The 13,521-nt window shown below is 67.5% G+C and carries 9 protein-coding genes; 1 reads left to right on the forward strand and 8 read right to left on the reverse strand.

What is annotated here, in order from left to right; all coding sequences use genetic code 11:
• Positions 1-181: 181 nt before the first annotated feature.
• Positions 182-3,295, reverse strand: coding sequence for a sensor histidine kinase (locus QSJ59_RS02720; RefSeq protein WP_285757051.1), 3,114 nt, complete (start codon positions 3,293-3,295; stop codon positions 182-184).
• Between the two features lie 505 nt (positions 3,296-3,800).
• On the opposite strand from QSJ59_RS02720, the gene QSJ59_RS02725 reads away from it, so the two are divergent.
• Positions 3,801-5,174 (forward strand): M15 family metallopeptidase, encoded by a 1,374-nt coding sequence (locus tag QSJ59_RS02725; protein WP_285757052.1) that lies wholly within the window; start codon positions 3,801-3,803, stop codon positions 5,172-5,174.
• A gap of 69 nt (positions 5,175-5,243) precedes the next feature.
• Here the strand turns inward: QSJ59_RS02725 and QSJ59_RS02730 are convergent, their stop codons facing one another.
• The 7 genes from QSJ59_RS02730 to QSJ59_RS02765 form a co-directional block, all read right to left on the reverse strand.
• A complete protein-coding gene (locus QSJ59_RS02730) occupies positions 5,244-5,927 on the reverse strand; it encodes a hypothetical protein (RefSeq protein WP_285757053.1) in 684 nt (227 codons plus the stop codon).
• Positions 5,928-6,424: 497 nt separating this feature from the next.
• Positions 6,425-7,447 (reverse strand): LacI family DNA-binding transcriptional regulator, encoded by a 1,023-nt coding sequence (locus QSJ59_RS02740; RefSeq protein ID WP_285757055.1) that lies wholly within the window; start codon positions 7,445-7,447, stop codon positions 6,425-6,427.
• Between the two features lie 86 nt (positions 7,448-7,533).
• Complete coding sequence (locus QSJ59_RS02745; RefSeq protein ID WP_285757867.1) at positions 7,534-8,934, reverse strand: GH1 family beta-glucosidase; 1,401 nt, start codon at positions 8,932-8,934, stop codon at positions 7,534-7,536.
• A 53-nt stretch (positions 8,935-8,987) separates the two neighbouring features.
• A complete protein-coding gene (locus tag QSJ59_RS02750; RefSeq protein ID WP_432707408.1) occupies positions 8,988-9,896 on the reverse strand; it encodes a carbohydrate ABC transporter permease in 909 nt (302 codons plus the stop codon).
• Complete coding sequence (locus QSJ59_RS02755; RefSeq protein WP_432707409.1) at positions 9,893-10,894, reverse strand: carbohydrate ABC transporter permease; 1,002 nt, start codon at positions 10,892-10,894, stop codon at positions 9,893-9,895. Before QSJ59_RS02755 ends, QSJ59_RS02750 begins: the two co-directional genes overlap by 4 nt.
• 221 nt (positions 10,895-11,115) lie before the next feature.
• A complete protein-coding gene (locus QSJ59_RS02760) occupies positions 11,116-12,408 on the reverse strand; it encodes an extracellular solute-binding protein (protein ID WP_285757056.1) in 1,293 nt (430 codons plus the stop codon).
• Positions 12,409-12,655: 247 nt separating this feature from the next.
• Positions 12,656-13,510: a MetQ/NlpA family ABC transporter substrate-binding protein gene (locus tag QSJ59_RS02765; protein ID WP_285757057.1), complete on the reverse strand. Its 855-nt coding sequence runs from the start codon at positions 13,508-13,510 to the stop codon at positions 12,656-12,658.
• Between the last annotated feature and the right edge of the window lie 11 nt (positions 13,511-13,521).

The raw sequence follows: 13,521 nt of genomic DNA on the forward strand, positions 1-13,521 counted from the left end.
CGGTCATGGCGACCGCCGACGGCCAGGAGGTCGTCATTAGCGACTTTATTGCGTCTTCATGTCCAAGAAGTGCGGATGATGCTATTTCATTCCTCATCCGTGATCTACCCCTGCCCGTGAGCTGGGGCTGCGCGCCGGGCCCTCGCGGGCCCGGCCGTTAGTACCTCTGAGGCTGAGCAACTCACCTCTCCTTGGACGGCTGGTCGCCGAGGGCGTCCCGGCCCTGGCGTACGCCTTGCTGGAAGTTGGAGAACCGGCTGCGGACCTTGTCGGCGGACCGAGAAGTGATCTGCTTGAAGTTCTCCGGGGCCGGCGCGGTGCCGGGGACCAGGTTCGCCTTCGGGACACGCTTGGGCAGCCCGGAGGTGGTGAGACCGCCGGCGACCGGCTCGCTGGCCGTGCGCGCGGCCGTCTTCCAACTGGAGTCGGCGTCGGAGCGCCACTCGTCCTCCGGGCGGGGGGCGGGGGCCGGTTCCGGCGCCGGCGCCGAGCCGAAGGCCGCGAAACCGTCATCGGTGTCGTTGACGGCGCTGATGGGTCCGGTCTCCGCAACGGTGACCGCGGGGTTCACGGTGCGGCGACGGAACCAGTTGGACTCTATTGAGTCGAAAATGGGCAGCGGCTCGCCGCCGTCGATCGAGTTCTCCGGGGACGGCGGGACAACGGTCCCGTTGTTGTTGCTCCCCGATCCATAACGCTTGGAGAGGTAGGCGGTGGAGCCGTAGCCCTCCCGGATCTGGGGCTCTCCCGGGCGAATGCCGCCGTTCCCGTGGGACGACCCGGAGTAGGGCTGGGTCGCCGGCTCCTGCCAGGCCCTCGTCTCCTCGACCGGACGGGTGTCCTTGACCGGCTGGGGAGGCTCCGGGGAACGAGGCTCGACCGAGTATCCGTACACGGGCTCGGCGGACTCTGCCGGAGAATGCGGGGCTGCGTCCGGGTAGTACGGCTCGGGCTCCTTGACAGGAGCCGGCTCGGCGGGCTTGGCCCATCCGGTGTCGGCCCACAGGTCCTGACCGCTGGGCGGGTGCTCGGCGGTCTGCCCGCTGCCCTGGGTGGACCGCGGGGCGGCGGATTCGGGGCGCTTGGGCAGCGAGGCCGGCTCGTCGCGCTCCCAGACCGAACGCTCCGAGGAGCTCCGGGTCTTCCAGACGTCGTCGGCGGGGTCGGCCGGGGCCGGACTGGACGCAAAGGCCGCGGTGGCCTCGGCATAGGTGTCGGGAACCGGTCCGCGCGGCGCAGCGAGCGCGGGCGGGGTGGAGTCCACCGGCGTGATGAGGAGGTCGGCGGGGAACACCACGAGAGCGGTGATTCCGCCATTGTGCGCGGCACGCAGACGCACCTGGATACCGTGACGGGCAGCCAGGCGGCTGACCACGAACAGACCCATTCGGCGCGAGATCGCGACGTCGATGACGGGCGGCTCGGCCAGACGGGTGTTGGTGGCGTCGATCTCCTCGGGCGCCATCCCGATTCCGGAGTCGGTGACCTCGACCATGACCTCTCCGCCGTCCAGGGCCCGGGCGTTGACCGAGACCTGGGTGTCGTGGGAGGAGAACGCGGTGGCGTTCTCCACCAACTCGGCGACCAGGTGGATGACGTCGTTGACGGGGCGGCCCAACACCGAGATGTGCGAAGGCGCCCGGACGTTCACCCGCTCGTACTGCTCGACCTCGGAGATCGCACCGCGCAGGACGTCCACCAGCGGAACCGGCTGGGCCCACTTGCGGGTGTTGTCCTGACCGGAGAGGACCAGGAGGTTCTCGTTGTTGCGGCGCATACGGGTCGCGAGGTGGTCGAGCTGGAAGAGGTCACCCAGACGGTCGGAGTCCTGCTCGCTCTGCTCAAGGCCGTCGATGAGGCGCAACTGCCGTTCCACCAGGGTCTGGCTTCGACGGGAGAGGTTGACGAACATCGAGTTGACGTTGCTTCGCAGCGCGGCTTCGTCGGAGGCCAGTCGCAGCGCCACCCGGTGGACCTCGTCGAAGGAACGGGCGACCTCGCCGATCTCGTCGCCGGAGGCGACATCGATGGGCGTGACCCGGACTTCACCGGCACCGGAGTTGGTCTCGCGCATCCGGCTGATGGCCTCGGGCAGGTCCTTGGCCGCGATGCCCATCGCACCGTCGCGCAGAGCGCGCAGCGGGCGCACCATGGAACGGGCCACCAGCATGGTGACGATGAAGACCGCGATGATGATGCCCAGAACCATCAGCGAGTCGAGGACCGTACGGCTGAGCGCAGCGCCCTTGAGAGAGCTGGCCTCCGCCTTGACGGAGTCGGCCATCTCGGTCTCGACGATCTGCATGCGCTCCAGGGTGACGTCGGCCACCTTGGCGTAGTCCTCGGGGCCGTCGCCCTGGGAGATCCCGGTGAGCTCCTCGTTCTCGCCCACACGCATCATGACGCGCAGTCGCATGGTGCCCATGCGGCTGACTTCGAGGCCGGTGAAGTTCTCGTCATAGAACGCGCGCTGTTCGGGGGTGACGGTGGCGGCGAAGTTGGAGAGCTCGTTCTCGTAGCGGGCCCGGGTGTTCTCGATCGCCTCCTGGCTGCCCCCGGACATCGATCCGCGCATCAAGGAGTGCAACATCAACGCGGACTCGTAGGAGAGGAAGTCGCGCGCCTTGCCCAGCGAGGTCATCGCGCGCACGCTCTCGCGCAGTGCGGTGTCGTCGGTCTCGTTGGCGATCGTCTCGTTGAAGGAGCTGAGCGAGCTGACGATCTGGCGGTACTTGGTCACCGCGGGGAGCATGGTGACGCGGGTGCCGGTGACCTCCGAGCGCAGCGCGTCGAGTCCGTCGAGGTTGTTCAGCATCGCCTCAAGACGGCTGCGGGCGAGCTCGCTGCCCGGATCACCCAGCTCGTTGGTGCCGTTCTTCAGGGTGTTTACTGCCTGGTTCACCACCTGCTGCTGTTCTTCCAGCGCGGCCAACCGAGTGGCGTCGCGCTGCTGAGGATTGGGATTGTCGGCAATGTAGGCCGCGGTGAGCAGGCGTTCGGTGCCCAGCTCGTTGGCCAACGTCACGACGTCCGCTCCGAGGTCGGCCATGCTCTCGATCCGCTCATGGGTGAGCGTGACGAGCACGTTCTCGGAGATGCGCAGACCGCCCAGAAGCAGGGCTGCGGCGGTGGGAATGACGATGAGCGCAACCAGCCGGGAACGGACACGCCAGTTCCGGGGGGCCCACCATCGGGCGGAACGCCTGGACGAGGCACCGCCCCCGGCCTCTTCGGCCTGGTCAAGCAGCTGATCGTCGTTGGCGTCAGCGCCATTGTTCGTCGCTCGTGTCGGCACGGACCCTCGCAACCTTTCGTGTTACCGCCTCGGGCACTGGATCAGGAACCCCATGGTGTGGCACCGGGAGTCTGGCGGTCGTACGCAGGACCCCGGATGCCTGTTTCAGGACACCGTGGACGACCGTTTGAGATGTTTTTCTAGCGGCCCGGCATTGAGAAGGGGGTGCTTGCCACGGCCAGGATTCACCTCATTGGGAGGGAGGCGTCGCGCACCATTAAACCGAAACGGTGTGCGTGAGGTCGATAGCGTACCAATCCGGCTAGACACCCCGCATACCCCGATTATCCCTAATCAACAGAGCCGTCTAGGACCGGTTTATACGTTTTGCGGCGCCTGGTCTAGTCCCATCCGGTCCTGGCGTGGGACTTCTGCACGCTGAAAGGGCTTCTTACCCTCTTCTCATCACATTGATAACTTTTTGAACACGCGTCACACAGACTGGGAACATGCTGGTCAACGTGGCATGGTGAGGCCGCATCAGCACGTTTCGGGGGGAGCGGCCGTGAGTCACCGCAATCGCGCGCACCAAACCGGTCGGACAACGGTGGCGGCGATTCTTGGGATCTGGCTGGCAGCAGTGCCCGGCCTGCCTGCATCAGCCTCGGTACCGGCGCTCAACGATGTCGAACGCAGTCGTCAGGACGAGGCGCGGCACACCGAGTCGATCGAATCACTCAAAACCGACCTCGCGTTGGTCCGCTCCCGACTGGACGACCTGCACGCGGACGCCGACGCGGCGATCCTGGCCTACGACGAACAGCAAGAACTCCTGGATGAGGCGGAAGCCGCCTACAGCGACGCCAAGGAGTCCTCCGACACGGCCTCGGCCGATCACGCGGCATCCCGGCGCGAGGTGGCGCGTTACGCGGCTGCCGCCTACCGTGGCGCCGACCTCGGCCAGATCGACGTCTGGATGGGCGCAGAGGGCCCGCAGGAGGTCGTGGACCGCGGCGGATACGTCCGCCTGCTGGCCGATCGCCGCAAGGTCGACCTCGATCGCACCAGGGCGGCCGGCCTTGTAGGAGAGACCATGCGCGATCGCGCGAGGAAAGCCGAGCAGGAGCGCGAGCAGGCCGCCGAGGACGCGGCCGAGGCGAAGGACATCGCTCTGGAGGCGGTACGCGAACAGGAATCGCAGATGGAGTCCATCCTGGCCGAACAGAGCGAGGTGGAGGCTGCGCTGGCCGCTGCGCAGGACAACACCGCCGAATTGGAAGCCGAGCGCGAGCGTGCGCTGGAACGGGCCAGGACGGCGAGCGCACCGGTGGCACTGCCCGAGGTCGACCCCCTGCGCGATCCACACCGCCAAGGGGACCTTTCCGCAGGACGACAGGGCCGATCCGCCCCGGAGCACCTCCGGGAGACGGCTCGGGCAACCGCCACCGAGAATCCTCGGGCAGGCGAAAAGGACCGGGTGGGGCAGAGCCCGGCCGCTCCGGGCGACCGCTCGGACACGGCCCCCGTGGCGGTCTGCGAGGGGGGAGCCCTCGCCCGCTACGGCAACGGAGCCGTTCCGGAGTCTGCGCTGTGCCCTCTCCCCCAGACCGGGGAAATGCTGCGCGCGGATGCGGCCGTGGCTTTCATCGAACTCGACGGCGCCTACCGCGAACGTTTCGGCCAGGCCATGTGTGTGACCGACTCCTACCGTCCCGTCAGCGAACAAGCCCGCTTGTTCCGGGAGATGCCCACCGGGATGGCCGCTCGACCGGGTAACAGCACGCACGGCCTGGGCATCGCGGTGGACCTGTGCGGAGGAGTGAACGCACACCGTTCCCCCCAGCACGAATGGATGCTGGCCAACGCGCCCGACTTCGGCTGGACCAACCCCGAATGGGCCCGCGACGGCTTCGAGCCGTGGCACTGGGAGTTCGGCTGACCGCTCCCCCGGCCGTCCTGTCGTGCACAACGGCCACGAGGAAGAGCTACAGGGAGCGTCTCCGCGTTCTCAGGCGTTGGCCGACCCGATTCTGAGCTCGAATTCGCCCAGCGGTCCACCGTCCACGAACAGCTCCTCGCCTCGCTCCAGGAGGCGGGTTCGCCCGGGCAGTACCGCGGCCACGTCACCGGCCGATCCTCCGGAGATCGACCACTGGTCGGCGAGACTCGCCTCGGCGACGAGGATGTCCTCTACCGTGGCGCTCACGGTGACTTCCGTACCGTCGAACTCGTCGTGGGTCGTGATTGCCGGCCCCAGCGTCAACCCCGCGGGCTCCCCCTCGACGGTATGCCACAGGCACGCGAGGGTGTATCCGGCGTGCCTGCCCCTACAGCCGAAAACTGCGGCGACGCCGACGTCGGCGAACAGAACGTCGGCGCCGGCGGGAAGAGCGATCCCATCGTCGGTTCCGCGGACCAGCCCCGGGACGATCGTGAGTTCGCGGGCGTCAGCGGTGCGCAGTGCGACAGGGCGGGCAGGCTTCAACGGCGCGCACAGTCGGGTCTCGAACTCGACGATGATCTCCACCGGCACGGTCAGCGCCCGCTGGTAGGCGTCGGCAAGGGCGTCGTTGCTGTCGGCCAACAGTTCGGGGACGCTCTCGGAACCGGGATACCCGAACACGCACCCGTCGTCGACGACACCTGGCCGTTGCGCTCCTCCACTGGGCGAAAGGTAGGTGACCCAGCGCATTTTCCATCCCTCCCCACCGCCGCCGATAGAGCCGGATCGGCTCTGGCGCGGCTTCCTCGAAGGAAAGATACCTTGCGTCGACCCACGCGGGCGTCAAGCTGCCGGAGCACCGCGCACGCGGAGAATCAGGGGCGAGAAGGCGCGGCAGGGAGCGGATTGTGCTCCTTGCCGGTGCCCGCACACATCCGGCAGGGTTCATCGACCCTGGCCCAGACGATCAAGCCATCGGCGTCGCGCTGCGGCCTCTCCGGGTGCCAGCGGCCGGCGCCGGCGCAGAACCGACACGGCCAGTCTACGCGCGCACACCACTGGCATCCTTCCAGCGCGCAGTAGGTCTCCTGCCGCTCCAACCGCATCTGCTGCGACCCCTCACAGTGTCAACGCCCCCAGAGCCTTCGAGGCTGCCATGGAGACGGCTGCCCGGACCAGGCAATGCACACAAGCGTTGCACAGCGTGCGGAGCGTCGTCCACCGGGTCCGTCAAGGCCACCGCGGGGCTAGGCCGATTCCCGGACCACCAGATGGGTGTCCAGGACGACCCTGGCCGGGGTGTCCCGGTGTCCGGTGATGCGGTCGACGAGTACCCGCGCCATCTCGCGGCCCATGAGCTCGGTGGACTGGTTGACCGTGGTCATCGGGGGTTCGGCGTGCATCGAGACGTCGGAGTCGTCATAGCCGATCACGGCGACGTCGTCGGGGACCTCTCGGCCGGCCAGGCGCAATCCGCGCAGTGCGGCCAACCCCATGAGGTCCGAGGCGGCGAAGATCGCGTCGAGGTCGGGAGCCGCGTCCAGGAGCGCCTGGATCCCGGCCGCGCCACTGTCGTAGCTGAAATCCCCGTAGTAGACGAGCTCTTCGTCCTCGGGGATCCCTGCTTCGGCGAGGGCCTCCCGGTAGCCTTGGAGGCGTTCGACACCGGCGACCATGTCCTGCGGGCCGGTGATGGTGGCGATGCGACGGCGTCCGATCTGGACCAGGCGCTGGGTGGCGGTGCGACCACCACCGAAGTTGTCGATGTCCACGTAGGACATCTGGTCCTCCGCGACCCCCAGGGGCCGTCCGCCGTAGACGAAGGGCACTCCCGCAGCGGCGAGGACCCCCGGAAGCGGGTCGTTGCGGTGCAGGGAAAGCAGGAGGACACCGTCCACGTGCTGCCCGGTCAGGTAGTCGCCGAGCCTCTCGTGCTCCGGGCCCGAGCGGCCCATCGCGAGCAGGAGTTGGAAGCCGCGCTCGGACAGCGCTCCTCCCACCCCGCGCACGATGCCCGCGTAGAAGGGCTCGGAGAAAAGGCGTTCATTGGTTTCCGAGACCACCAATGCCACCGTGTCGGTGCGCCGGGTCACAAGGGTGCGGGCCGCCCGGTTGGGCACGTAACCCAACTCGCGCACGGCCAACTGGACCGCTTCCCGGGTGGCCGGGCTCACTTGCTCCGACCCGTTGATCACTCGCGACACGGTCCCCCGGCCGACACCGGCCCGTGCCGCCACCATCTCCAATGTCGGACGCTGCCGACGCTCCATCGAACTCCCCCAACCATGGCCGCGCCGCCCCGGCGCCTCCCCACAATCTTGGGGCACGCTGGGGCGACGCCCGCCAGTCGCCCTCGTTAGGGCGCGCCGCCAATGCCGCCCTCCTGGACGACCCTGCCGTACCAACGGCCGCTGTCCTTGACGGTGCGGCGCTGGGTCTCGTAGTCCACGTGCACGATTCCGAAGCGCTTGTCGTAGCCCAGCGCCCACTCGAAGTTGTCCAGCAGCGACCACGCGAAGTAGCCCTTGAGCGGAACTCCGGCCTCGATCGCGGCGTGCGCGGCGCGCAGGTGCGATTCGAGGTAGGCGCGGCGGTTCTCGTCGTGGACGGCGTCCCCGGTGACCTGGTCGTCGAAAGCGGCGCCGTTCTCGGTGATGTAGAGGGAGAGCCCCGGGTAGTCGGTGGCGAGCCTGGCCAGGGTGTCGTAGAGACCGGTGGAGTCGATCTCCCAGCCCATTGCGGTGACGGGCAGGCCACGCCGCACCGTGATGACGTGCTCGCTGCCCACCGAGGGCGAGTACTCGCCCTCGACGTCGAAGTCGGCCGGGTCGAGACCGTCGGTGGAACCAGCGACCCAGGTCGGGTTGTAGAAGTTGACCCCCATCATGTCCAACGGGGCGGAGATGATCTCCAGGTCGCCCTCCTGCACGAAGCCGAAGTCGCTGATCTCGGCGACGTCCGCACGCAGGTCCTCGGGGTAGGTGCCGTTCAACAGCGGCTCGGTGAAGATCCGGTTGCGCAGGGCGTCCATACGGCGAGCCGCGTCGAGGTCGGCCTCGGATTCGGTGTTGGGCCGGATCGTGGTCTGGTTGTGCACGATGCCCACGAGCGGCTTGCGCGCGGAGCCCACGGCCTGCTCGCGAATGGTGGCGGCCGCCAGGCCGTGTCCCAGGAGCAGGTGGTGCACTGCTGCCAGAGCAGAGGCGGGCTCGCGGCGGCCGGGGGCGTGGACACCCGAGGCGTACCCGAGGAAGGACGAGCACCACGGCTCGTTCAGCGTGCTCCAGTTGGTGACGCGGTCACCGAGCAGCTTGTGCATCACGCCGGCGTACTCGGCGAAGCGGTAGGAGGTGTCGCGGTTGGTCCAGCCTCCGTCGTCCTCCAACGCCTGGGGAAGGTCCCAGTGGTAGAGCGTCGGCCACGGCTCGATCCCGGCTTCGAGCAAGGCGTCCACGAGCTTGTCGTAGAAGTCGAGCCCGGCCTGGAGGATCTGTCCCTTGCCATCGGGCTGGATGCGCGGCCAGCCGATCGAGAACCGGTAGGCGCCCAGACCGAGGTCGCGCACGAGTGCGACGTCCTCGCGGAAGCGGTTGTAGTGATCGCACGCGGGATCGCCGGTGTCCCCGTTGTTGACCTTGCCCGGGGTGGCGCAGAAGGTGTCCCAGATGCTGGGGCCGCGACCGTCGGCGGTGGTCGCCCCCTCGATCTGGAATGAGGCGGTCGCCGCGCCCCAGACGAATCCCTCGGGGAACCGGATCCCGGCCCCTTCCTGATCGGTTGCCAGTACGGGTGAGGTCACGTTCTGCGAAGTCACGATTTGATGGCACCTTCCATGATCCGGCCGATCAGTTGGCGGCCGAGTACGAAGAACAGAATCAGCAACGGCAGGGTGGCGACGACCGAACCGGTGAACATGAGGGAGAAGTCACGCGAGAACGCCGATTCGTTCAGCTGGTTGATGGCGAGTTGGACGGTGGGGTTGCTCGGGGTGAGGACCGCGAGGGCCCACACGAACTCATTCCACTGGGTCATGAAGGTCAACAACCCCAGGACGACCGCTGCGGGACGCAGTGCGGGCAGGACCACACTCCAGTAGATACGGAAGGTGGAGCAGCCGTCCATGCGCGCGGCTTCCAGGAGTTCGTCGGGAATGGCCTGGACACAGTACTGACGCATCAGGAACACGCCGAAACCACTGACCATGAACGGCACGATGATCGCGGTGATGTCGCCGCGCCAGCCCAACCACCCCATCAGCATGAGCAGGGGGATGATGCCCATCTGGACCGGGACGGCCATGGTGATGACGACGCCGACCGCGGCGGCGTCGCGCCCACGGAACTTCAGCTTGGCCAGGGCGAACCCGGCCAGCGAGGAGAAGAACACCACCGAGAACGCCAGGATGGTGGACGAGAGAGCGGAGTTGATGAGCCCCAGCGTGAAGTTGGCGCTGCTGTTGGCGAACAGCCGCTCCATGTTGGCGAGGAAGTTCCCGCCCGGGAGGAGGAAGGGGGGCCGCGCGGCAGCGGCTGCGGAGTCGCGGCTGGCGATGACGAACATCCACCACAATGGGAACGCCGAGAACAGCAGGGCCAGGCTGAGGCCGATGTAGGTCAGTGGCGTCGCTTCGCGCACACCGGTCTCGCCCTTGGGCGCTTTGGCCGGCTTGGCCGCCCGTCCGGCCCGCTGCGCGGGCGGCGGGGTCAGGGTGGTGGTCACTGCGCCCCCTTGATCCGACTGCTGAGCAGGGTGTTGACCAGCCCGAACAGCACGATGAGCACGAACAGGGTCCAGGCGATCGCCGACCCGTATCCGTAGTTGTTGAAGCGGAACGCCTCCTCAAAGATCAACATCATCACCGTCTGGGACTGCCCGGAGGTTCCGCCGGACATTCCGCCGCCGTTGAAGATGACCGGCTCGGTGAACAGCTGCATCTGGCCGATGGTGGAGATGATGACCGTGAAGATGATCGTGGGGCGCAGCATGGGGATGGTGATCTGCCAGAACTGGCGCATCCGCGAGGCCCCGTCGATGGAGGCCGCCTCGTAGAGGTCCTTGGGCACCGCCTGCATCGCGGCGAGGTAGATGAGCGCGTTGTAGCCGGTCCAGCGCCAGTCGACCATCACGGCGATGGCAGCCCAGGACGTGTAGGTCCCGCCCTTCCAGTTCACCGGGTCGATACCGAAGAAGCCCAGACCGTAGTTGATGAGCCCGAACTGGGTGCCGAACAGCTGAGAGAAGACGATGGCGACGGCCGCGACCGAGGTCAGGTAGGGCAGCAGCAGGCCCATTCGCCAGAAGTTGGCGGCCCGGATGCGGCGGCTCAGCGTGTCGGCGAGCAGTAGTGCCAGCAGCAATTGGGGCACCGTCGCGATGGCGAAGATACCGAGGGTGTTGTAGAGCGCGTTCCAGAACTTGCCGTCCTGGACGAGTTTCACGTAGTTGGCGATACCGACGAAACCCTGGTTGCCGCCGAGCAGGGTCCAGTCGTGCAGCGAGACCCAGACGGTGTACAGCAGCGGAAACAGCCCGAAGACGGCGAACAGCAAGAAGAACGGGCTGATGAACAGGTAGGGCGAGACCTTGAGGTCAAAGTGGTTGAAGCGGGTCTGTCGGCGCTCCAGCCGCTCCTGGTCGGCGCCTACCGGCGGCCTTGAACCAGGACCGGAGGGTTCCGGACCGCTGGGCGGGGCGCCTCCGCGCCTGAGCAGAGTCACGTCGAGCGCTCCTCGTCGTGGGTTCGTGGATCGGGGTAGTGGTATGCGGGAGGCCGAGACGGCCGCACCCCGGGCCCGGGGTATGAGCACCTCGGGGGCGGGGACGCGGCGTCGCCGTCGGCGAACCGCGGGTGCGGCGGCCCCGCCCCGGACGGAGAGGGGCCGTCCTGTTGGAGGGCTTCCGGAGGGAGCCGCCGCACGTTCTGATCAACTACTGGTGATTACTCGCCGGCGGCGCGCTTGGCACCGTCGTTGGCCTGGCCCCACGCCTCGTCCGGCGAGAGCTGCCCTTGCTCCATGGCCTCCATCGCCTTGCGGAACTCCTCGGCGACCTGGGCGTTGTTGATGCCGTAGTAGACGGGCTCAAGCTCCTTGGCGGTCTCGCCGTAGATCTGGCCGACGGGCGCGTTGTTGAAGTAGTCGCGCTCGAACTCGGAGACGGCGGGGTCGTCCAGGACCTCGGGGGAGGAAGGCAGGTTGTTGGCCGCGTTCCAGGCACCGAGCTGGCCCTCGGGGCTACTCAGGAAGATGGCGAGCTTGGCCGCCTCTTCGGGGTGCTCGCTCTGGGTGGTCACCGAGAGCCAGGAACCGCCCCAGTTGCCGCCCTCACCGGGGACGGAAGCGATGTCCCACTTGTCACGGCCGGCGTCGCCGGCGGTGCTTTCGACGTGGCCGAGCATCCAGGCCGGGCAGGGCAGGGTCGCGAAGACGTTGCCCTGGATGCCGGCGTTCCACTCGTCGCTCCACATCGCGAGGTTGGCGGAGAGGCCCTCTTCGGACAGGGTCTCGGCGAGCTTCCAGCTGTCGGTCACGACCGGGTTGCTGTCGGCGACCAGGTTGTTGTCGGGGTCGAAGAAGGTGTGGGTGCCCCCCTGGGCGTTCATGGTGTTGAAGTAGGGGGTGACGGTGGAGACGAAGGAGGCGCCGGTGTCGGCGTCACGGAACTCCTGTCCGACCTTGATGAAGTCGTCCCAGGTCTCCCAGCTGGCGCCGACCTCGTCGCGGTCGGTGGGCAGGCCGGCGTCCTCGAACAGGTCGACGTTGTAGCACATGCTCATGCCGCCGATGTCGGTTCCCAGGCCCAGGAGGCGGCCGTCGGGATCCTTGCCCAGCTCCCACTTCCAGGGCAGGTAGTTCTGCTCCTGGTCGGCGGCGCCGTACTCGGCGAGGTCCACGAAGGCGTCGCCCTGGCCGAGGTAGTACTGCTGGAGGATGCCCTCTTCGATGGCGACGATGTCGCCGGCGCCGTCACCCGCAGCGATGTTCTGCTGCAACTGGGGGACATAGGTGGCGTTGAGATCGGTGAGGTTGCGCTCCTCGATCGTGATGTTGGGGTTGTCGGCTTCGTACTTCTCGAAGAGCTCTTCGTAGCCGAAGACACCGAAGGTGTCGATGACGAGCGTGATGGTGCCGTCGTCGTTGGAACCGCCGCCGCACGCGGTGGTGGTGAGCAGAACTCCGGCTCCAGCTGCCGCAACGGCCGCCTGCCAGTAACGACGCTTGTAAGTTCGCATGTGCGACCCCTCGATCGAGGTGAAAGATGACCAGGCCGCGTCCCTGTCCCCCCGGATATGGGAGCGCTCCCACGAGAGTGGCCCAGATCACCGCACAACGTCAATACCCGGACATGATTGCGAAACGTAACCGTTACTTCGGCCTGCACGGTCCCGGGCGACAAAAAGCCGGGCTGCCTACGCGATACACGCGCGGCAGCCCGGCCTCAGGGAGGTGCGGGGCGCGTGCAGCACCCCGCAGAACAGATCAAGCCTGGTCGTCGACCGGGTAGACGACGCCCTGCCAGGTCTCCTCGATGTAGTTCTTGACCTCGTCGCTGTGCAGAAGCGTCACCAGCGTGGCGATGTCGGGGTCCTCGGAGTCCTCGGCCCGCACCACCAGCCCGTTGGCGTAGTCCTTGATGTAGTCCGGGCCGTCGCTGGGCTCCCAGGCGAGCTCGTTGGACTCCTCGGCGAGGTTGGTCTCGATGGCGTAGTTGCCGTTGACGACCGCGGCGTCCACGTCGGGCAGCGAGCGGGGAAGCTGCGCGGCCTCCAAGGGGGTGACCACGATGTCCTTGGGGTTGTCCTCGATGTCGGCCTCGGTGGCCAGGGCACCGGCGTCGGCAGCGACCGTGATCAGCCCCTCCGCCTCCAGGGTGGCGAGGGCCCGGTCCAGATTGGCCGCATCGTTGGGAACGGCGATCTCCGCACCGTCGGGGATGTCCTCGGCGCTCTCGTGCTTGTCGGAGTACAGGCCAAGACGCTCGACGTGGACGTCGCTGACGTAGGTCAACTCGTCCTCGGGGTTGGCGTCCTGCCACTCAGCGAGGAAGGTGCGGTGCTGGAAGAAGTTGGCGTCCAGCTCCCCTTGGGCGAGCTGCGGGTTGGGCTGGTTGTAGTCGGCGATCTCGACGAGTTCGAGGTTGAGGCCGGCGTCGGCGGCGAGGGTGTCCTGGACGAAGTTCAGGATCTCGCCGTGGGGAACAGGACTGACCCCGATCTTGAGGGTCGTCAGGTCGCTGTCCTCGGCCCCTCCGCCTGCGTTCTCGCTGGGGGCGCCGCACGCCGACAGCGCCACGGCCAGCGTCACTACCCCGACGGCTCCAAATACCTTGCGCACGTTGGCCCTCC

This window comes from Nocardiopsis ansamitocini, from assembly GCF_030268225.1.
GTDB lineage: Bacteria > Actinomycetota > Actinomycetes > Streptosporangiales > Streptosporangiaceae > Nocardiopsis_D > Nocardiopsis_D ansamitocini.

Coding starts and splice junctions, on each gene's coding strand:
- QSJ59_RS02740 (WP_285757055.1), bottom strand. CDS start 7,447: ATGGAGCGTCGGCAGCGTCCGACATTGGAGATGGTGGCGGCACGGGCC.
- QSJ59_RS02730 (WP_285757053.1), bottom strand. CDS start 5,927: ATGCGCTGGGTCACCTACCTTTCGCCCAGTGGAGGAGCGCAACGGCCA.
- QSJ59_RS02760 (WP_285757056.1), bottom strand. CDS start 12,408: ATGCGAACTTACAAGCGTCGTTACTGGCAGGCGGCCGTTGCGGCAGCT.